Here is an 18,197-nt window from a genome sequence, read left to right on the forward strand (position 1 = left end):
AGATTCGTGATTGATTAGACGATCCCTTCCGACAATGGTTAGGACCTACTCGCCCCCTTCGAGCCGGCGCGCGAGCTCCTCGCGCGTGATCAGGTCGACGGCTTGATCGAGCTCCCGGCTGAGCTTCGTGGCTGCTTCCTCGCGGATCTCGCGCATGCGCTCGTCGAAGGCAGTCGCCGCGATCTGGGCGTGTCGCTCGATCTCGCGTTCGGTCACACGCTCGAGCCGTTCGGTCTGGCGGCGCTCGAACTCGATCAGCGTCAACTCGAGGCGAGCTCGTGCATCGGTCTCGGCCTGCTCGATGCCTTCGGCGATCGCCGCCTCGCGGGTGCGGAGACGCTCGGTGATCTCCTCGATCGCACGTCGGCGCTCGACCGTCTGTGACTCGAGCTCGTCGAGCGCCTCGCTCACCGCAGATGCGGCAGCCCGTTCGAGCTCCTCGCGCAGCCTGATCACAGCGCGACGCTGCTCGTCGTTCGTCGACCCGAGTTCGGCCGCGTCCCGATCGATTCGTGCCTCGACCTCGGCAACGGCCTGCTGTTGTCGCTGCTTGAGGTTTGCGAGCTGCATCTCGATGTGTCGCTGCGACCGGTCGAGGTCATCGGCAACGCCCTGAAGTCGTTCATCGAGACGTCGTTCGACGTCCGCAAGCGTGTCTGCGAGCGCCTCACCGGCCCGTCGTTCGCGTTCCACGAACGTCGTCCGGCGCTCTTCCCCGAGGCGACGTTCCTCGGCCGCGAGCTGCGAGATCGTATCGGCGCGCTCGCGGGCGAGTGTGCGGCGGATCTCGTCGGCATGCCGAGCCGTTTCCTCGCCGACAATCGCAGCGACGTGCGTTCGTGCCTCGGCGGCGAGCACGGCCGTCGCCGTAGCGCGCGCCCGGGCACGACGAAGTGCGAGCCAGAGTGCGATCGCGAGAGCGAGCGCGGCAACAAGGCAGGCGACGAGAATCCAGACGGCCACGCCGGAACGCTATAGGCGAACGGTGACGAGCGCGGCGGCGATCAGGACGGTCGCGATCGTGAGGAGCCGGAGGGCGCCTTCCGGCGCAGAGACGAGGAGCTCGCGCGTGATCGGTTCGCGCTCGCCGCCTGCGAGCCCGAGCTCGCCTTCGACCGAGACGACGTCGCGCCGAACGCGACGCACAGGCGTCGAGAGCCGGCGTTGCGCGAGGGAGAGCGCCGTCGCCCACCCGCCAGCGACGAACGCAACGAGCTGCGGCGATCCCTCGCAGGCGACGTACCCCGAGATCGTCGGGAAGGCGCCCCAGGCCACGGCGAACCAGATGTCCGAGTGGAACCGGCCACCGAACAACTCGAGATTGTACGCCGGGACGAGAAAAGCTCCGATTGCAATCAGGGGCAGGATCCAGAGGCTGAAGCGGAGAGCGACCGTGATGCCGATCGCACAGGCGGCCGCGATCGACGCGAGAGCGGCGGCGACGAGTATCGACGACGGAATCGTCGTCCCGAGAGGTCGGCCCGCGAGCTCGTCGAGCGCATGGGCGCCGATGCCCATCGCGAGGAAGAAAGCGAGGACTGTGAGCCCCAGGCGACCGAAGGACACGCTTGCTGCGAGGCAGCCGCCGACGACGACGTATGAGAGATGCCACGCCGTGTAGGGCAGGTGCAGCAGGGTCACATAGTCTCGCCAGCCGCCCCGCTCGAGCGCGTAAAAGGCCGGTTTCAGGCCCTGATCCCCCAGATCACCACCCCGCCTCCAAGGCTCATCCGCCTGGCCTGCACGTCGATGATTCCCGCCTCCCGCCAGAGCTCGAGCTGGCGCTCGAGCGGCCACGTTTCGTAGAACTCCCGGATCGAAGGCCCGAGGAACCGACCCACGTCGTACCAGCCACGCGAGACGAGACGCAGGGCGGCCGGGAGGCCGAACCCGACGTAGATATCCCAGAGCGGTCGCCAGAGGCCGCGGGGAACGCAGAACTCGAGGTTCGCGATTGTGCCGCCGGGTCTCACGACCCGTGCGAGCTCGGCCAGCGTCGCGCCGGGGTCATCGACATAGCGGAGCAGGTACGTGAACGTGAGGTGGTCGAACGACGCGTCGGGGAACGGAATCGCGGTTGCCGATGCCTGCACGAGCGAGACGCTGTCGCCGAACCGCTCCCGTGCAACGGCAAGCATGTCCGCGCTCTGGTCGAGCCCGGTCACCGCGTGGCCGGCGGCAACGAGCCGCTCGGCGACGAGACCGGTGCCCGTCGCCACGTCGAGCACGGCGCCGCCGTCCCGCGGTACGCGCCGCACCATCGTCCGTCGCCAGCGCGGATCCTGGCCGAAGGACAGGGTCGCGCCGACCCGGTCGTAAGTCGGGCCAAGGGGGGAAAAGAGCTCTCGGGCGTGGTCGCGACGCTTGGACACCGCTCTACCCTGCCATGGATCTATCCTCTGGTGGTGACGCTGCTCGCCGACCTCGAGCGCATCGCCACGCTCGCCGAGGGTTTCTCCCCGGTCGACGGGGCGGTGAGTGCCGTTCTTCCGGCCGAAGCGACACCGGGCAAGCGCTCATATCTCTGCGCGTTCGAGACGCCTGATGGATCGCGCTCGTGGCTCGTGCTCGACGACGACGGCGGCGTTGTCGATGATCGCCGCGACGTCAAGGACACCGTGTCGATTGCTGCGCTCTGCGAGATAGCCGAGGAGTCTGCGGTCGGGGGCGATCTCGATGAGCTGCTCTCGCAGCTCGTCGCGCTGAAGCTGACCGAGAACCCGGACGGGATCGCCGAGGCAGAGAATGCTGTTCGTGCGCTCCAGCACGCGATCGGTGTGCCACCCCAGCTCGCTTCGCCCGCACGGCTCGACGAGATCGGAGCCGCCACGCGACGTCTAGAGCAGGCACTCGACCCCGCCGCGGCGTCGCCGTTCACCGCCGCGCTCAAGGGTGCGCAGGGAACTCTCGACGAGCTCCTCGATGAGGTCGTCGGCGCCTATCGCGCTCCGTTCGCCTCGTGACGACGTGGCACGAGGCCGCGGCCTCGTGCTCCGCTACGCTCCCCGGTATGGAAAGCGGCGGCTTCTTCCCGTTTGGAGGCGACCCGGAGGAGATTCTTCGGGGCCTGCGCGAGTTTGCGGAGACTCAGTCGGAGACCGTGAAGGAGGCGCAGCGCGAGCAGTTCGCGACGCTCACGCTGAACACGGCCGTCGAGCTCACCGCAGCGGCGCTGAAGCAGGTTCAGCCAACCGGCTCGGCCGAGGAGCAGGCACGCGCACTCCGTGAGGCGATGCGGGTGCTCTTCCCCGAGGCGGTGGCGCTCGTCAGCGCCGCGCGCCAGGGTTTCATGCGCGAGTCCTAGCGCCCCCGTGAGCCTCTTCGACCGCGCCGTCGCCTCTGCACTACCGATCGTCCCTCGCTCCGTCGTTCGGCGTGTGTCCGCGCCGTACATCGCGGGTGCGACGCTCGACGATGCGCGCCGCACCGTCGCCACCCTGAACACCGCAGGCAAACGGGCAACCGTCGACGTGCTCGGCGAGGAGATTCACACCGAGGCTGAGGCGCGGGCGATCGCCGCGATGTACAGCGATGTGCTCGAGGCGATCGAGGAAGATGGCCTCGACGCGAACATCTCGGTCAAGCTCACGGGGCTCGGGATCAAGCTCGACCTCGACCTGTGCAGGTCGCTCCTCGAAGGCCTCGTGCATGCCGCGGGAGCCCAGGGGGCGCTCGTGCGCATCGACATGGAGGACGCCACGTGCGTCGACGACACGCTTGCGCTCTACCGGGAGCTGCGCGTGCAAGGGCTCGACAACGTCGGCATCGTCCTCCAGGCCTATCTCAAGCGCACGCTCGATGACATCGAGGACCTCCGCGATCTCCGACCGAGCGTGCGCCTCTGCAAGGGGATCTACATCGAGCCGCGCGCGATTGCGTTCCAGGATTTCGCGGTTGTGCAGAGGTCGTTCCTAGGCTGCCTCGAGGCGCTCCTCGACCGCGACTCTCGGGTCGGAATCGCAACGCACGACGAGCACCTCCTCGTCGAGTCGCTTGCGCGCGTCGAGGGCCGTCCTACGAGCGGCTACGAGTTTCAGATGCTGCTGGGTGTACGTGAGGGCCGGGCCACGGAGCTCGTCGCTGCCGGCCATCCGGTGCGCGTGTACGTTCCGTTCGGGCAGCAGTGGTACGAGTACTCGCTCCGGCGCCTACAGGAGAACCCGCGCATGGCCGGGGTGATCGCGAAGGCCACGATGGGTCGCGCAGTCGGGCGCAGCTAGGCGGTCAGCGAGAAGCCGCCGTCGACGATCAGCGTTTGCCCGCGGATCATGTCGGAGTCCGGCGAGGCAAGGAACGCGACGACTCCCGCGAGGTCAGCAGGCAGAACCATTCGCCCGGCGGCGTTCCGCGCTCCCATCTCTAGCATCTCGTCGCGGTTCGGGAAGTGGTCGAGCGCACCCGTGTCGACGACCCCGCCGGAGACGGCGTTGACGCGGATGCCTGCTGGCCCGAGCTCTACGGCCAGGTAGCGAACGAGCGACTCGAGCGCCGCCTTGGACGTCCCGACGAGTGCGTAGTTCTCGAGCACCCGGATCGAGCCGAGGCTGGAGATCGCCACGATAGACGACCCGATCGGCATCGATGGTGCGATCACGCGGCTCAGCGACAGGAACGCCCGAGCGTTCGCGTTGAGTGTCCAGTCCCAGTGCTTGTCCTCGGTCTCGAGAGCCGGCCGAATCACACCGGTCGCCGCGTTGTGAACGAAGACATCGAGCGGGCCGAGCTCGGCGATCTGCTCGAGAACCCTGTCGGACGTGACGTTGCCCCGCACGAGGACAGGCTCCGCGCCGAGAGCCTCGAGCTCTGCTGCGGTCTCCTCTGCTGCGGCGTCCGAGCGCATGTAGCCGATCGCGACCTTCGTTGCCCCCTCGCGCGCGAAGCGAAGCGCGATCGCCTTCCCGATGCCCCGCGAGCCGCCGGTGACGAGGACGGATCGGCCCATCAGTGTGCGGCCCTCAACTCGTGCGCGGAAGCGGCCGTGAGACCGGCGCAGAGGATGGAATCTCGTCCCAGCCGATCCGTGTTCGGGGTTCCTCGGGCGCATCGTCCTCGGCCTTCGAGGACGCGTACCCGAGATCGTCCAGCATCGAGATCTTCGCCTCGCCGAGCCGCCGGACGGGGTCGTCGTCGGGAAGGCCGGCGATCAGCTCCCGAACCCGGGCCCTGATCTGGAACGCGAAGTGGGGCGTGGCCGGGCCGACGAGGGCCTCGATGTCGTCACACGTGGGGTCGCTCATCGCGCTCGAAGCCTAACGACTACCGTCACTGGAATGCGCAGGCCTACGTCCGTCGAGGTGATGCTGCTCTCGGCGATCGTGCTGTGGGCGCTGAATCTCACCGTCAGCCGCTCCATTCTCACGAACGGGCTGCAACCGCTCGCGTACTCGACCGTGCGCTACGGCCTCGCGTCCCTCGTGTTCATCGTCATCGCCGTCGCTGTCGAGCGCTCGCTTCGGATCGCGCGGGCGGACTTCCTGCTCGTGGGCGGTGCTGCACTCGTGCTCTTCGTCAACCAGATCGGGTTTGTCTATGCGCTCAAGACGACGTCTGCGTCGGTGATCGCGCTGATCCTCGCCGCGACTCCGATCTTCGCAGCGTTGATCGGACTCGCGTTCGGGAGCGAGATCTTGCCGCGTCGCTTCTGGCTCGGTGCCGCGCTGTCGTTCGCCGGCGTCGGCCTCGTCGCATTGGGAGCAACGGGCCAGTTCGGCGCCGATGCCGCCGGGATCATGTTCGGCGTCCTGACTGCGGCCAGCTGGGCGGTCTATTCGATCCTCATCACGCCGCTCATGCAGCGCTACTCACCGGTACGGATCAGCGCCATCGTGCTGCCGCTCTCCTGGATCGGGATGGCCCTGATCGGGCTGCCCCAGACCCGGTCCCAGGACTGGCAGCTGGGCTGGGAGATCTGGGCGCTCGTCCTCTTCGCGACGCTCGGCCCCCTTGTCGTCACGAACATCCTCTGGTTCAAGTCGCTCGATCGCATCGGCGCGTCCCGGGCGACGCTCGCGGCGAACCTGCAGCCTTTCCTTGCTGCCCTCTTTGCCGTGGTGCTGCTCGACGAGACGATCGGCGTCGTCCAGGTCGTCGGCGGGCTCCTGATCGGGATCGGGATCCTCGCGGCGCGGCGGCGCTCTCCCGTCTCTCCCGGCGAGTGAGCTACGGCCGACGGAGTACCCTGCGCGGATGACTCCGCAGCGACGCGTCGCGCTCGTCTCGGTCGGCGCCGCCATGGCGCTGATGGGCATCAAGCTCGCGGCTGGTCTCGCGAGCGGCAGCCTCGGGCTCGTCTCCGAGGCGCTCCACTCCGGGACCGACCTCGTCGCGGCGCTCCTCACCTTCTTCGCGATCGGAGTGGCCGGCCGACCGGCCGACCGCTCGCACCCGTACGGCCATGGGAAGGCTGAGCATCTCGCAGCGCTCGCGGAGGCGTTCGTACTGCTCCTCGTGAGCGTTGCCGTCGGCGCTCTCGCGGTCGCCCGACTCGCGGGTTGGATCGAGATCGAGACGACGACGGCGTGGTGGGTGTTCGCCGCAGTCGGCGTCGTGATCGCAATCGACGTCTCCCGCACCGTGGCGTCGGTGAGGGCGTCCCGTCAGTACTCGAGCCCTGCGCTCGCCTCGAATGCACTCCACTTCGGGAGCGACCTGATCGGGACAATGGCCGTCCTGGCCGGGCTCATCGCCGTGCGAGCGGGCTGGCAGGCTGGCGACTCGCTCGCAGCGCTCTTTGTCGCCTGCCTCGTGATCGCGGCGGCGACCAGGTTGATCCGGCGCAACGTCGACGTCCTCATGGACAGGGCCCCGGATGATGCCGTTCGGGCAGCGCGCGCCGCGATCGCCGCGATCGAACCGCCCGTCGAGGTGCGGCGACTGCGGCTGCGCGAGGCGGCGGGGAGGACATTCACCGATGTCGTCATCGGCGTCTCGCCCGGTGCGGCCGTCGGCCAGGGCCACGCAGTCGCCGATCGCGTCGAGGCAGCGGTTCAGCAGGCCCTGCCCGGCGGCGATGTCGTTGTCCACGTCGAGCCTGCCGGCCAGGAGGCCCTCCTTCGCGAGCGCGTGCAGGAGGCCGCCATGTCCGTCGCCCGCGTGCGCGAGATCCACAACCTCTCCGTCATCGAGCTCCCGGACGGCGTCCACGTCTCGCTCCATCTCAAGCTGCCCGGTGAGCTTTCGCTCGACGTGGCCCACGCACTTGCGGAGCAGGTCGAGCACGCAATCGTCGCCGGCGTCGCGGAGGTGATCGACGTGCAGACCCACCTCGAGCCGCTCGCTGAGGCCGCCTCCGGCCGCGAAGTAGACGACGACCCAGCCGAGCTCGAGCGCATCGTGCTCGCCGTCACGGGCTCGCCCCCTCGCGCCGTGCGGTTCCTTCACACCGACGAGGGCCTTGTCGTGTTCCTCACACTCGGCCTCGATCCGACCGCAAGCCTGGCCGAAGCCCACGGGACCGCGTCACATGTCGAGCAGCAGATCAGAGGCGAGCTACCCGGTGTAGCCGAGGTGATCGTCCACACCGAGCCCTGAGCGTGCCGCTACAGGTTGAATAGGCCTCGTGCGCCTTTGTATGTTCCATCCGAACGAGAGCCCGCTGGAGCGGGGCTGGGTCGGCCGCGTCGACGGGGACCTGATGCTCCACCTTGCTGCGCAGACGCTCCAGTCGTTCTTCCTCGGCGGCAGCGGAGCGCGCGAGCACGCCGAGTATCCGCTCTCGGCCGTGACGTTCCTCGTTCCCGTGCAGGCACCGACCGTGCGGATCTTCTCGGAGGCCGACGTCTTTCGATTCGCCAATGCCACTGCCCTCGTCGGCCCGGGTGTCGCTGTCGCCGGAACAGGGCTGACCGCGTGCGCGCGGGTCGCCGCCGTGATCGGAGCGAACGGCGAGATCGGCGGATTCTCGGCGCTGCTCGAGTGGCAGGATCCGGCCGAGCACCCCGCCGTGAAGCAGTCCGACTTCGGACTCGTGCTCGGGCCGGTGGTCGTCACACCGGACGAGGTCGACCCGGTGTCTCTCGTCGCTCGCCTCGACACGGAGGGTCGACGCCAGGAGGCGGCTCCGATTGAGTTCGCGTGGGCAGATGCGATCGCGCTCGCCGCTCGCAGAACCGTGCTCAGGCCCGGCGACGTGATCGCCGGCCCCCCGATTACGACGCTCGCCGACATCGATGGGGGCGTTCTGCTCGAGGTCGAGGGCATCGGCACCCTGGACTGCCCGCTCGCCTGATGCGACTCGTTCTCGACTGGGATGGGACGATCACCGAGCGGGACACCCTTCACATGGCGATCGAGAGGTTCGGCGACCTCGAGGTCTTTCACGCTCTCGAACGGCAGATCGGTCGTGAGCTCACGCTCAACGAGGTGATCGGGGTTGAGATGGGAACAATCCGGGCTCCGTTTGACGACGTGATCGAGTGGCTCCTCGAAACGGTGACGCTTCGCCCCGGGTTCGCCGAGCTGGTCGACGCGCACGATCCTCTGATCGTCTCGGCCGGTTTCCGCGAGCTGATTCTGCCCGTCCTCCGGCGAGAGGGCGTCAGGGCAGACGTGATCGCAAACAGCCTCGAAGCAGATCCCTCGGGGTGGCGCTCGACGTTCCTCGAACGGGAAGCGTGCCCGGTGTGCGGCGAGCCGTGCAAGCGGGTCGCGCTCGCGGGAGGTGGGCCGTTCGCCTACGTCGGCGACGGCGTGTCCGACCGCTGCGTCTCGCTTGCCGCCGACCGCGTCTTCGCACGCGACGGGCTTGCGCGCTGGCTCGACGAGCGTGGCACCCGCTACGAGCCGTATGGCGACCTCCACGACGTGCGGCTTGCGCTCGCGACTCGCCCCTCGGCGTGACCCGTACGATCAGTGACGTGGACTTCCTCGCGCTGCCGCAGCCCTATGACTTCGAGGCATCGACCGAGCGCTACCGATCCCACGGGACGGATCTGGCGAATCTCTGGCGCGACGGGGGCCTCCATCGGGTCATCGCCGGCCGCGACGTGCGCGTCGAGGCCGCACCGGGTGGAGTAAGGATCGAGCCAAGCGACGTCGGGATCGCGTCTGCCGTCTCCTTCGCCCTCGGGCTCCCGCTCGATCTCCAGGGCTTCTGGAAGTGGGCGGCCGCCGATCCTGTCCTCGTGGCGCTCGCCGAGCCCCTCAGTGGCTATCGGCCGCCGCTTGTCGCCGACCGCTTCGAGATGCTCGTGACGTCGATCACGGCCCAGCAGGTGTCGCTGTACTCCGCGTTCGCCGTGCGCTCGCGGCTGATCCAGCGATTCGGCATCGAGGTGGGCTCCGTCTGGGCGTTCCCGACGCGCGAGCGGCTGGCGCAGGCTGCCGAGAGCGAGGTTCGTGAGGTCGGATTTTCGACCCGGAAGGCGGAGTACGTGATCGGCCTCGCGCAGAGCGACCTCGATCTCGAGGCGCTCGATCGTCTCTCCGACGAGCAGGTCATCGCGACGATCACGGCGGAGCGGGGGCTCGGACGCTGGACGGCCGACTGGTTCCTCGCGCGGGCACTCGCACGCGCCGACGCCTGGCCGGCGGGTGACCTCGCGGTGCGGAAGGCGGTGTCGTTCTTCTACGGTGGAGGCAGCAATCTCGACGAGGCGGAGGTACGGGACGTGGGAGAGCGGTTCGGTCGATGGCGCAACATCGCGTGTCACATGCTGCTCGCGGGAGCGAGGGTCTACGGATGAACGTCAGAAATGCGACGCCCGAAGATCTCGCGACGCTCGAGGGGCTCTGGAGGGCCTTCAAGGCCGAGGTGCCGCCGCCCGCCCACGAGGACGTCGATCCGGCGACGGAGCTCGCCGAGATCCGGGCGATCGTCGATTCCGGTCTCGGCTGGGTTGCCGAGCGGGCCGGTTCTGCCATCGGGATAGCGCTTGCCCTACGTCGCGGCGAACGGGTCGGTCGCATCACCGGTCTCTATGTCGTGCCTGCGGAACGACGCACAGGCGTTGCGGACTCGCTGGTCCGAGCCGTCGCCGCACGTCTCGCCGAGGACGGCGTCGAGACCATCGACCTCGAGGTGATGGCATCCAACTCGGCGGCGCGAGCCGTCTCTGCGCGCTGGGGCTTCCGGGACGAGGTGCTTGTCCTCGCCTCGCCCGTTACCGCCCTCGTCGAACGGCTCGGCGTCGAGGCGCCGACGACGTCGTTCGGCTCGATCCATGTGCAGACCGACGACGCCGACGTGATCCTCAAGGCGGTCGAAATGTTCGTACCGCGGCTGCTCGGGCGCTCCACCGGCTCGATCGTCACGCAGCCGCGCACAGGCTACGTCACCGTCTACGACGACGCGTGCGACCGCGACCCGGCCATGTTGCGGCGGCTCGCGAAGGAGATCTCCGCCCGCACGGGACTTGTCGTGATCGCTATCGGCGTCGAGCAGGAGGCGCTCGTACGAATGATCCTCTTCGACCGGGGCGGGATCGTCGATGAGTACGCCTCCGTGCCCGAGTTCCACGGGTCGCTGCCGCCCGGCGAGGTCGTCGCGCTGAACGCAAATCCCGTTGTTGTCGAGCGCTACACCGGTGCGGCGCAGGCTGCTGTGCGAGCTGCAGCGCCGGTCGCGCGCGTCCCGTCCGATCTGCCCCCGGCGCGCGAGTTGCTCGGCGGCCTCGCGTCGGTCGTCGGGCTCACGGGCGCAGACCACGGCTGGGCGGATGCCCCCGCCGACGATCAGGCCATCAGGATCGCTCGCTGATGTCGATGCTGCGGCTGATCGACGCGCCTCGGTGTCCGTACTGTGCCCGCGTGCGTATCGCCCTCGCCGAGAAGGGCATTGCGTACGAAACGGTCGTGATCGACCTTGTCAATCGTCCTGCGTGGGTCTACGAGCTGAACCCGATCGGGAAGGTTCCCGTGCTCGAGCATCAGGGTTGGGTGCTGCCCGAGTCGGCCGTGATCAACGAGTACCTCGAGGATGCCTACCCGGAACCGGCGCTCCTCCCTGCGGATCCGGCGCAACGCGCGAACGCGCGACTCATCATCTTCCGACACGACGACTTCACCGCCACGTACTACGCCCTGCGCCGTAAGGAGGCGGGCGCGGATGTCGCGTTCGCAGGGGAGCTCGAGGCGCTCGATGCGATGCTTGCCGGCGACCCGTACCTCACCGGTTCCGCATTCGGCCTCGCCGACATCGCGTACGTGCCCTGGGTGCTCAGGGCACGAGACGTCCTAGGTGTCTCCCTCGAGTCGTACCCGTCACTCGTCGACTGGCTCGCTCGCCTCGATGGGCGTCCCTCGATTAGGGCGGAGCTCGAGATCATCGCCGCGCTGTGACCGACGTCACCCGTGACGAGCTGGCGCGGCGACTCGACGAGCCCGGGTTGGTGCTCCTCGACGTGCGGACGTCCGGTGAGTACGACGGCTCGGCGGGATATCCGTGCGACGCGCGCCAGGGGCATATTCCCGGCGCGCGACATCTGGATCTTCACGATCTCCTCTCCGTCGGCGACGGGGCCGCGACTCTTGGCCTCCTCGGACTGCCCGAGGGAGCCGAGGTGATCGTCTACTGCCACTCCGGTGGCCGCTCCGCGCTCGCCGCCGAGGTGCTCGCGGCCTCGGGCTTCGAGGCGCGGAACTACGTCGGTTCCTGGCACGAGTGGTCGGCCGACGCGTCGCTTCCCGTCGCGACCAGTCAGCCGGCCGCGTAGTCGAGGAACGCCGTACAGAGCGCCCGTCCGTGCGCGTTCCAGATGCCGAGCAACGCGTCCGTCTCGGTCCGGGTGGTCGCCAGGTCGGGGATCTCCGCTGCGCCCTCGACGAACCAGTAGTCGAGCATGTGACGCGTCACCTCCGGGTGGAACTGGACACCCCACGTGCGTTCTCCGAGCCGGAACGCCTGGCGAGCAGCCTCGCTCTCGGCGAGCAGAACCGCTCCGGGCGGAAGGTCGAACCCGTAATGGTGCCACTGAAAAGCATCGATGCGAGCCGGGAGCACGCCGAGAACCGGATCGGCAAGGCCGGCGTCGTTGACCGACACCTCGTGCCAGCCCACCTCGGACGTCGCGACCGGCCCGACACGCGCGCCCATAGCCCGCGCGATCAGTTGGCTGCCAAGGCAGGCGCCGAACAGCGGGACTTCGTGTTCGATCACCTCACGGATGAATGCGGCCTCCTCGGCGAGCCAGGGATGCTCGGCGTCCTGGTCCGGGTGCATGGCACCGCCGAAGACCATGATCGCGTCGTATCGGTCAGGCGTATCGAGCTCCGAGGAGTCGTGGTTGAATCCGAAGCGCTCGAGCCGGTCACCGCGCTGTTCGACGATGTCCTCGAATAGGCCGCCGCCGCCCGTTGAAGTCGGTTCGTGGACGACGGAGAGGACGCGCATCGCGGCAGCGTACAGGGTCAGGTCCTCCACGTTCCATCGCATTGGCGCTTCGGGCAGCCACCAACGCCAATCGTCGTGGAAGGTGGAAGACGTGACCCGCCCTCAGAACAACGTCATCTCCGTCGGTGGAAGATCGATCCCGCCTGTCGTAGTGATCCCGGCTCCGTCGAGCAGGCCTCTGAAGATCACAGCGCTCCGTGGCGCGAAGTCGTCACGGTTGTTGTTGAAGAGTGCGTAAACCTCGTCTGCCTGCTCGGCGAGGAGTTGGATCGGTGCGACCCACTCGTCCAGCTCCTCGGCCGAGTACATCCAGTCGAACCGGTCTGCCGCGCTGCCGCCCCGGATGTTCCACGTCTGCGCGTTTCGTCCGTGGAAGCGGATCACCGAGACGGCATGGGTGGCAGCGGCGACGCGGGGGGCAACGTTCGTCGCGCGCGTCAGCGGCGCGTCGACGGAAACGTAGGAAAGGCCGTGTTCCTCGAGGAAGCCGAGCGTGTCCGAGCGCTCGTCCGGCTCCATCCACGAGCGATGGCGGAACTCGACGAGCGGCACCAGCGGATCGAGGCGACCTCGTGCGCGGGCGAGCTCGCCCTTCGCCTCGCTCGACTTGACAAACCGCGGGTGGTACTGGAGCAGGACGCCCTTGAGCTTCCCGGACAGCTCGAGGGGCTCGAGCGCGCCACGGAACGCCGCGAACGCAGCGTCGGTCGGCTCGCCCTCGTGGAACGTCATCGCCGCGCTCGCCTTGACGTGGAACGTGAACTCGTCGGGTGTGCGCTCCGCCCAGCGGCGCGTCACGTCGGGGTCGGGCAGCGCGTAGTACGGAGAATCGACCTCGACGACGTCGAATCGCTCTGCGTAGTAGCGCAGCCGGGCTGCGGCTGTCGAGACGCCGCGGGGGTACCAGGCCTTGAGGAGCCCCTCATCCGCCCAGCTACACGTTCCGAGTCGAACCGTCGCGGCCATGCGCGGACGATAGAGGACTAGCTAAAACTGCCGCCCGCGAGGCTCGTGTCGCTGTGGATCGAAGGGCCGCCATCCTCCTCGACCGAGACGTCGACAGCGGCGTAGTTTCCCGGGCCCGGAAGCTGCAGCTCGAGGTCCACGTCACCGGACGTCGGTATGAAGACCCCGACCGACTCCATCTCGCCGCCTCCCTCCTCCCGGAGAACCCAGACCTCGTAGTGATGGCCGCTCGGTGCAGCCGGGACATCGCGCAGCGTGACCTGCACCGTGCCGCCGTCGGCGTCCGATCCGAACAACAGCGCCTCGCCGGACACGGCCGGATCGCTCTTCCCCGCGATCGCCGCTCGTGCATCGGGGGTGCCCGGCTCGTCGCCGCCCAGGGCAACGACTGCGATCAGAACGACGGCGGCGATAGCGGCGAGCGTTCCGACGACCGGGACGACCACGCGACGATGCACTCTCGGCTGCAACGGCACCACGGTCGCCTCCGGGCGAATCTCCGCGAGGATTCGATCGAACATGTCGACGGGCGGTACGACGCGCGGCAGAGATTGCTCCACCGAGGCGATCGTGACCCGGTCGTCCTCGAACTCCTGTCCTTGCTCGTCGCTCATCGCTCCACCTGCAGGTCGTAGGCATCGGTGAGGCTCCGCAGTCGTTCCAGCGCAAGCCTCGTTCTTCCTTTTACGGTCCCGAGCGGGATTCCGATCATCTCGGCGATCTCGGAGTGGGAGAACCCGTTGAAGTAGGCGAGGCGGAGGACCTCGAGTTGCTCCTCGGGAAGCTCGGCCATCGCCTCGGCAACGCGCTGTGACTCGTCCGCGGTCGCGATGAGGTCACCGGGATCCGGCGATGTCCCGACGGGCTCGAGATCGTCACGGAGCTCGGGTCGGCGGGTCTTCTGACGGCCGAGCTCGATGGCGCGATTTCGGGCAACAACGAAGAGCCAGGTCGTTAGCTTCGCCCGCGTCGGGTCGAAGTCCGCGGAGCGCCGCCAGAGGGCGACGAAGACGTCCTGGACGCACTCCTCGGCGAGCGTCGTATCGTGCGTCAGCCGATACGCGAACGAGTAGATGATCTTGCCGTACCGGTCGTAGAGCTCCCGGAGCGCCACGGCGTCGCCGCTCGCGACACGCGCCACGGCGGCAGCATCGATGGCCGCCTTGTCGTCGTGAGCTGCGTCGTCCATCGAACGCTCATGATGGCATACGTCTTGCCGGCAGTCACGGTGAAACGAGAGAGGACGCCTCGTCGGCGCCCTCTCTCGTTCCTCGCGATGTCGACTCGCGTCGCTACCGCTTGGTGATCGCGCTCAGCGCCGTGAACGCGCTGTTCGTGGCGTTGACGCAGGGCACCGGGAGTGCCGGCTGAAGCTTCGCGCACAGCGCCGGCGCAGGGCTTGCGCCCACGACCGTCCGGGTGCGGAAGAACTTCGCCGCCTTGCCGTAGGTGAACGTGTACGTGCCGTTCGCCTTCGTCCTCACGGTGGCGACCCGCTTCAACTTGGCCTTCGTCAGGCCGGCCCAGATCTGCACATTCGCGCCACCGACGGCAGCGCCACCCTGGGCGACCTTGCCGGTGAGCCTCGACTTGACGAGGCCGACCTTCGCGACCCTGACCGACAGGCTGCCGGAAGCGATCCCCGACGGAGAGGCGACGGAACCCGCGGCGTTGACCTTGCCGACGAGCGGCGTGTACGGCGACCAGATCGAGAGCCACTGGCCGGACGGGACGGCGCTGAAGATGCCGTTCACCGTGAAGGTCGCCTGGAACAGCTTCGCCCCGAACGTCGCTCCACCGAGGGCGACGGGCACATCCGGGGGAGGCAGGCAGACGACGATCTTCACCGGGCCGTAGGCCGTCTCGGCGCCGGCGGTGGTGATGAGGTACATCGGCACGTTGAGCGTCTGCCCTGCAGCCTGCAGAACCATCAGCCACGATGCCGTCGGTGTGGTCGACTGGATGCATGCCGCCTGCGAGGCTGCCGGGATCGCGCCCGGGGGAGCGACCATGATCTCACCCGTGAGCGGGAGCAGCGCATTACCGAGCGCGAGTGCGACGACGGTCGCGGTGACGCTGCCGACCTTCGTGCCCGGTGCCTGGTTCAGCGTCGAGACGGTTCCGGCGGGGGCGTAGATCGATGCACGAGCGGTTGCGTCGTCGTTCTGGTCCTGCGTGACCGAGATCACGCTCGACGTTCCAACTTGTGTCACCTTGAGTGACGGGGTCGTGTACGCCGCGTAGGCGATGCTCGCGAGTGCGAGCACTGCGACCGCAGCGAGCGCGAGCACCGTAAGACGGATGCTCCGGGTCATGTGCTTCCTCCTGTTGATAGGGCTATCGGTAGGTGAGACGCCTGATCGTCCTTGCGGTTGTGCATCGGTGCCGGCTCCCTTCCGCTACCGCGCGGGCTGGAGCGGGCTCGCACGAACCCATTCCTTGTTGTCGTACCGGTAGAGGTAGATGTTCGCGATGGGGAAGTAGTTCGTCGGAGTCGTCCGGATCGTGACTCCGGGGAGAAGGAAGGGATTCTTCCTGAGATCGAGTTTCTGTGCTGCCTTGACGAGTCCGGCGCGCGTCAGGTTGCGCCCGGCGCGCTTCAGGGTCTCGACCATCGTCCACGCGGCGGTCATGCCGTACCAGTTGTAGACATCGGATGGCTTGGCGCCCGGCGCGTGCTTCTTCAGGATCTGGAGGTAGAGAGCACGGGCAGCGTCCTTTGCCCAGACCGGATCGTTCGGATTCTTCAGAAACGCGATCGAGAGTGCGCCCTTCGTGATCTCGGGTGCGTTGACACGCGCAATACTCATGATTCCCGGCTCGATCGAGACGGAGGCGATCACCACCGTCGATGGTTTCCACGCCAGCTTGTGTGCGGCGACGACCGCCTGGATCATGAACTTCGGGGTCGCGAACAGGACAAGCGTGTCCGCACCCGAGGCCTTGAGGGTCGCGATCTGGGAGGAGACGTCGGGATCGGTGTACTCGTATGGCTCGGACGCGACGACTCGCGGCCCCTTGCCTGCGATAGCCCGCGAGAGCCCGCGCGTCATGTCCTTGCCGAGATCGTTGTTCTCGAAGAGGACGGCGATCTTCGCCTTCGGCCGCGTCTTTGCGATCGTGCGTCCGTAGACCGCGCCCTCACCGCGGTAGCTCGGTAGTAGGCCCATCGTGCCCGGGTACTTGCGGGGTTGGGCGAGCGCGTCCGAGCCGTCGCCGACGAAGAGCTGTGGCACCTTCTGCGCGCTCAGGTACGGCCTGATCGCAAGATTGTTGTTCGTCCCGACCGAGTTGAAGACGGCGAACACCTTGTCCTGCTCGACGAGCTGTCGCGTCAGCTGCACCGTCTGTGCGGGGTCGTACCCGTCGTCGAGGTAGCGGTAGTCGATCTTCCGCCCGTTGACGCCACCCTTCGCATTGACGTACGCGAAGTAGGCCCTGGCCCCGGAGCCGACGGAGCCGAATGCGGCTGCCTCACCGGAGAGGGGCACCGTGCCGCCAAGGACGATCGTGGTGGGTGTGAGCCCGGGATCAGCGCCGGTCGCTGCACCGGCCGTTGCCGTGAGCAGGAGGAGGAACGCGCCTGCGAGAACGGCGGGATTCACTGTGAGATCGGCTTGGCCAACGTCGGAAGGGACAGACCGATCGGGCCGACCGTCACCTTCGGGTTCAGGCCGAGGGGGAGATCGAGGTAGAGCAGATTGCCCGGGTTCTGCGCGAGAGACGACGTGCCGATCGTGAGCGTGACTGTCGACCCAGCCGGAATGAACGTCGCCTGGTTCGAAAGATAGATCCGATACTTCTTCGCGCCCGGGCTCGTCGGGACTCCGCCACCGGCGATCACGATCTCGTTCCCCTTGGGTGTCTTCGCCGTGAGCACGGCGACGATTCGCGTCCAGCCTGCGTTCGCGTCGGCCGACACCGTTACCACCGGCGCACCGAAGATCTCGAGCGCCCGCTTCGTCGGCGCTGACGTGCGCTGCACCTTCCCGGAGCGGTCGATCGTCGTCGAACCGGCGAAGCGGAGCGTCTGTGAGACGGGCTTCGGCGGGGCTGCAAAGCGCACGGGCGTTCCGCTCCAGTTCTCGGGCGAGACGGCGACCGGGAGCGGGTCGAGCGTTACAGGCAAACCGCGAAGGTGGAGGTCGAAGAACTTTGCTCCCTCGGCGAGCATCACAGCGGAATCGGCGCCGGGGAACGTCGACGGCGCATGGCCGTGAAGGCCGAGCCACAGGCGCTTCGGCCCCGCGACGGCGTTGTAGGCCTGGAGCGCCTGACCCATGCCGAACGCGAAGTCGCGACGGCCCTGCATGAAGAAGGCCGGGGTCTTGAGGCCCTTCAGCGCCGTGATCGTCGAGCGCTCTGCCGCGAAGGCATTCGCCGATCCGAGCGCGCCAGCGTACGCCGCGTCCCGAACCGCGAAGACGGACGGCGCGACGCGCTCGGCTGGCAGCGAGCCGATGAAGCAGGCGATCACGCCGGACTTCGAGAGGCCCTGTGGGAGGAACGCGGTTCGAAGATCCGTCCATGATTCCGCGACCTCGATCGCTGCCCACGGGACACCAGCTGCGAGTGAGGTGTAGATCGCGCCACCGCCGAGGGAGATGCCCCAGGCGCCGATACGTGAATCCGCGACGTCGGGCCGGGCGGCAAGCCAGGAAAAGAGCGTCTTCACGTCGCGCACCTCGTTCGGGCCGTCGCCCTCGAAGAGTCCCCCCGATTCGCCGTGTCCGCGAGCGTCGACGGTGAGGACGACGTACTGCTCGCCGATCAGCCCCAGCGAGGTGGCGATCGCGCTCATTCCGGCACGGCTGCCGCCGAGGCCGTGGAACAGCACGACGGCCGGCCAACCTCCCGCGGGAGCGGCGCCGTCAGGAACGTGGAGCGTCGTCGCGAGCTTCGT

At 68.0% G+C, this 18,197-nt stretch carries 23 protein-coding genes; 11 read left to right on the plus strand and 12 right to left on the minus strand.

Features of this window, described 5'->3' with window-relative positions:
• Positions 1 to 45 precede the first annotated feature (45 nt).
• Genes ABIR74_RS01655 through ABIR74_RS01665 form a run of 3 tightly spaced genes read right to left on the minus strand, consistent with a single transcriptional unit; the run spans position 46 to position 2,372 of the window.
• The gene (locus ABIR74_RS01655) at positions 46 to 963 is read right to left on the minus strand and encodes a hypothetical protein (protein WP_348174871.1); all 918 of its coding nucleotides are present in this window, start codon (positions 961 to 963) and stop codon (positions 46 to 48) included.
• A gap of 9 nt (positions 964 to 972) precedes the next feature.
• The gene (locus ABIR74_RS01660) at positions 973 to 1,641 is read right to left on the minus strand and encodes a hypothetical protein (protein WP_348174872.1); all 669 of its coding nucleotides are present in this window, start codon (positions 1,639 to 1,641) and stop codon (positions 973 to 975) included.
• Positions 1,642 to 1,685: 44 nt separating this feature from the next.
• Positions 1,686 to 2,372, minus strand: coding sequence for a class I SAM-dependent methyltransferase (locus tag ABIR74_RS01665; RefSeq protein WP_348174873.1), 687 nt, complete (start codon positions 2,370 to 2,372; stop codon positions 1,686 to 1,688).
• A gap of 33 nt (positions 2,373 to 2,405) precedes the next feature.
• Here ABIR74_RS01665 and ABIR74_RS01670 point away from each other — a divergent pair, with 33 nt between their 5' ends.
• Genes ABIR74_RS01670 through ABIR74_RS01680 form a run of 3 tightly spaced genes read left to right on the plus strand, consistent with a single transcriptional unit; the run spans position 2,406 to position 4,220 of the window.
• On the plus strand, positions 2,406 to 2,963 hold the full coding sequence (locus ABIR74_RS01670; protein ID WP_348174874.1) for a hypothetical protein: 558 nt from the start codon (positions 2,406 to 2,408) through the stop codon (positions 2,961 to 2,963).
• Positions 2,964 to 3,010: 47 nt separating this feature from the next.
• On the plus strand, positions 3,011 to 3,304 hold the full coding sequence (locus ABIR74_RS01675) for a hypothetical protein (protein ID WP_348174875.1): 294 nt from the start codon (positions 3,011 to 3,013) through the stop codon (positions 3,302 to 3,304).
• A 7-nt stretch (positions 3,305 to 3,311) separates the two neighbouring features.
• Positions 3,312 to 4,220 carry a proline dehydrogenase family protein gene (locus ABIR74_RS01680; protein ID WP_348174876.1) on the plus strand — a complete coding sequence of 303 codons (909 nt, stop codon included), beginning with the start codon at positions 3,312 to 3,314 and terminating at the stop codon, positions 4,218 to 4,220.
• On the opposite strand, the gene ABIR74_RS01685 is transcribed toward ABIR74_RS01680, so the two are convergent.
• Together ABIR74_RS01685 and ABIR74_RS01690 are read right to left on the minus strand one after the other, a co-directional pair.
• Positions 4,217 to 4,942, minus strand: a complete 726-nt coding sequence (locus tag ABIR74_RS01685) for an SDR family oxidoreductase (RefSeq protein ID WP_348174877.1) — start codon at positions 4,940 to 4,942, stop codon at positions 4,217 to 4,219. The genes ABIR74_RS01680 and ABIR74_RS01685 overlap by 4 nt on opposite strands.
• A 13-nt stretch (positions 4,943 to 4,955) precedes the next feature.
• On the minus strand, positions 4,956 to 5,237 hold the full coding sequence (locus ABIR74_RS01690) for a hypothetical protein (protein ID WP_348174878.1): 282 nt from the start codon (positions 5,235 to 5,237) through the stop codon (positions 4,956 to 4,958).
• Positions 5,238 to 5,270: 33 nt separating this feature from the next.
• On the opposite strand from ABIR74_RS01690, the gene ABIR74_RS01695 reads away from it, so the two are divergent.
• The 8 genes from ABIR74_RS01695 to ABIR74_RS01730 are packed head-to-tail and all read left to right on the plus strand — an operon-like array spanning position 5,271 to position 11,651.
• Positions 5,271 to 6,158 carry a DMT family transporter gene (locus ABIR74_RS01695; protein WP_348174879.1) on the plus strand — a complete coding sequence of 296 codons (888 nt, stop codon included), beginning with the start codon at positions 5,271 to 5,273 and terminating at the stop codon, positions 6,156 to 6,158.
• A 28-nt stretch (positions 6,159 to 6,186) separates the two neighbouring features.
• Positions 6,187 to 7,530 carry a cation diffusion facilitator family transporter gene (locus tag ABIR74_RS01700; RefSeq protein ID WP_348174880.1) on the plus strand — a complete coding sequence of 448 codons (1,344 nt, stop codon included), beginning with the start codon at positions 6,187 to 6,189 and terminating at the stop codon, positions 7,528 to 7,530.
• A gap of 40 nt (positions 7,531 to 7,570) precedes the next feature.
• Positions 7,571 to 8,227 (plus strand): fumarylacetoacetate hydrolase family protein, encoded by a 657-nt coding sequence (locus ABIR74_RS01705; protein ID WP_348174881.1) that lies wholly within the window; start codon positions 7,571 to 7,573, stop codon positions 8,225 to 8,227.
• Positions 8,227 to 8,838 carry an HAD-IB family phosphatase gene (locus ABIR74_RS01710; RefSeq protein WP_348174882.1) on the plus strand — a complete coding sequence of 204 codons (612 nt, stop codon included), beginning with the start codon at positions 8,227 to 8,229 and terminating at the stop codon, positions 8,836 to 8,838. Before ABIR74_RS01705 ends, ABIR74_RS01710 begins: the two co-directional genes overlap by 1 nt.
• Before the next feature lie 17 nt (positions 8,839 to 8,855).
• A complete protein-coding gene (locus ABIR74_RS01715) occupies positions 8,856 to 9,683 on the plus strand; it encodes a hypothetical protein (protein ID WP_348174883.1) in 828 nt (275 codons plus the stop codon).
• The gene (locus ABIR74_RS01720) at positions 9,680 to 10,696 is read left to right on the plus strand and encodes a GNAT family N-acetyltransferase (RefSeq protein ID WP_348174884.1); all 1,017 of its coding nucleotides are present in this window, start codon (positions 9,680 to 9,682) and stop codon (positions 10,694 to 10,696) included. The genes ABIR74_RS01715 and ABIR74_RS01720 overlap by 4 nt, the downstream gene beginning before the upstream one ends.
• A 5-nt stretch (positions 10,697 to 10,701) precedes the next feature.
• Entirely contained in the window at positions 10,702 to 11,277 is a 576-nt protein-coding gene (locus tag ABIR74_RS01725; RefSeq protein WP_348174893.1) for a glutathione S-transferase family protein, read from the plus strand.
• The gene (locus ABIR74_RS01730; protein WP_348174885.1) at positions 11,274 to 11,651 is read left to right on the plus strand and encodes a rhodanese-like domain-containing protein; all 378 of its coding nucleotides are present in this window, start codon (positions 11,274 to 11,276) and stop codon (positions 11,649 to 11,651) included. Before ABIR74_RS01725 ends, ABIR74_RS01730 begins: the two co-directional genes overlap by 4 nt.
• On the opposite strand, the gene ABIR74_RS01735 is transcribed toward ABIR74_RS01730, so the two are convergent.
• From ABIR74_RS01735 to ABIR74_RS01765, 7 genes are all read right to left on the minus strand, one after another.
• The gene (locus tag ABIR74_RS01735; protein WP_348174886.1) at positions 11,636 to 12,328 is read right to left on the minus strand and encodes a type 1 glutamine amidotransferase; all 693 of its coding nucleotides are present in this window, start codon (positions 12,326 to 12,328) and stop codon (positions 11,636 to 11,638) included. The two genes, ABIR74_RS01730 and ABIR74_RS01735, sit on opposite strands and share 16 nt — an antisense overlap.
• Positions 12,329 to 12,430: 102 nt before the next feature.
• Positions 12,431 to 13,294 (minus strand): DUF72 domain-containing protein, encoded by an 864-nt coding sequence (locus tag ABIR74_RS01740; protein ID WP_348174887.1) that lies wholly within the window; start codon positions 13,292 to 13,294, stop codon positions 12,431 to 12,433.
• Positions 13,295 to 13,311: 17 nt separating this feature from the next.
• Positions 13,312 to 13,908, minus strand: a complete 597-nt coding sequence (locus ABIR74_RS01745; protein ID WP_348174888.1) for an anti-sigma factor — start codon at positions 13,906 to 13,908, stop codon at positions 13,312 to 13,314.
• On the minus strand, positions 13,905 to 14,483 hold the full coding sequence (locus ABIR74_RS01750) for a sigma-70 family RNA polymerase sigma factor (RefSeq protein WP_348174889.1): 579 nt from the start codon (positions 14,481 to 14,483) through the stop codon (positions 13,905 to 13,907). Before ABIR74_RS01750 ends, ABIR74_RS01745 begins: the two co-directional genes overlap by 4 nt.
• A 103-nt stretch (positions 14,484 to 14,586) precedes the next feature.
• On the minus strand, positions 14,587 to 15,609 hold the full coding sequence (locus ABIR74_RS01755) for a hypothetical protein (protein WP_348174890.1): 1,023 nt from the start codon (positions 15,607 to 15,609) through the stop codon (positions 14,587 to 14,589).
• Between the two features lie 84 nt (positions 15,610 to 15,693).
• Positions 15,694 to 16,899, minus strand: a complete 1,206-nt coding sequence (locus ABIR74_RS01760) for an ABC transporter substrate-binding protein (RefSeq protein WP_348174891.1) — start codon at positions 16,897 to 16,899, stop codon at positions 15,694 to 15,696.
• Positions 16,896 to 18,197, minus strand: a 1,302-nt coding sequence (locus ABIR74_RS01765) for a CocE/NonD family hydrolase (RefSeq protein WP_348174892.1), incomplete at its 5' end; no start/stop codon positions are given. The genes ABIR74_RS01765 and ABIR74_RS01760, both read right to left, overlap by 4 nt.

Source organism: Gaiella sp., from assembly GCF_039915195.1.
In the GTDB taxonomy this organism is placed as follows: domain Bacteria; phylum Actinomycetota; class Thermoleophilia; order Gaiellales; family Gaiellaceae; genus Gaiella.

Bases quoted from the DNA above. Each gene is read 5' to 3' on its own strand.
- ABIR74_RS01675 (WP_348174875.1), top strand. From the start codon at position 3,011: ATGGAAAGCGGCGGCTTCTTCCCGTTTGGAGGCGACCCGGAGGAGATT.
- ABIR74_RS01685 (WP_348174877.1), bottom strand. From the start codon at position 4,942: ATGGGCCGATCCGTCCTCGTCACCGGCGGCTCGCGGGGCATCGGGAAG.
- ABIR74_RS01690 (WP_348174878.1), bottom strand. From the start codon at position 5,237: ATGAGCGACCCCACGTGTGACGACATCGAGGCCCTCGTCGGCCCGGCC.
- ABIR74_RS01695 (WP_348174879.1), top strand. From the start codon at position 5,271: ATGCGCAGGCCTACGTCCGTCGAGGTGATGCTGCTCTCGGCGATCGTG.
- ABIR74_RS01700 (WP_348174880.1), top strand. From the start codon at position 6,187: ATGACTCCGCAGCGACGCGTCGCGCTCGTCTCGGTCGGCGCCGCCATG.
- ABIR74_RS01705 (WP_348174881.1), top strand. From the start codon at position 7,571: ATGTTCCATCCGAACGAGAGCCCGCTGGAGCGGGGCTGGGTCGGCCGC.
- ABIR74_RS01710 (WP_348174882.1), top strand. From the start codon at position 8,227: ATGCGACTCGTTCTCGACTGGGATGGGACGATCACCGAGCGGGACACC.
- ABIR74_RS01720 (WP_348174884.1), top strand. From the start codon at position 9,680: ATGAACGTCAGAAATGCGACGCCCGAAGATCTCGCGACGCTCGAGGGG.
- ABIR74_RS01725 (WP_348174893.1), top strand. From the start codon at position 10,702: ATGCTGCGGCTGATCGACGCGCCTCGGTGTCCGTACTGTGCCCGCGTG.
- ABIR74_RS01735 (WP_348174886.1), bottom strand. From the start codon at position 12,328: ATGCGCGTCCTCTCCGTCGTCCACGAACCGACTTCAACGGGCGGCGGC.
- ABIR74_RS01740 (WP_348174887.1), bottom strand. From the start codon at position 13,294: ATGGCCGCGACGGTTCGACTCGGAACGTGTAGCTGGGCGGATGAGGGG.
- ABIR74_RS01745 (WP_348174888.1), bottom strand. From the start codon at position 13,908: ATGAGCGACGAGCAAGGACAGGAGTTCGAGGACGACCGGGTCACGATC.
- ABIR74_RS01750 (WP_348174889.1), bottom strand. From the start codon at position 14,483: ATGGACGACGCAGCTCACGACGACAAGGCGGCCATCGATGCTGCCGCC.
- ABIR74_RS01755 (WP_348174890.1), bottom strand. From the start codon at position 15,609: ATGACCCGGAGCATCCGTCTTACGGTGCTCGCGCTCGCTGCGGTCGCA.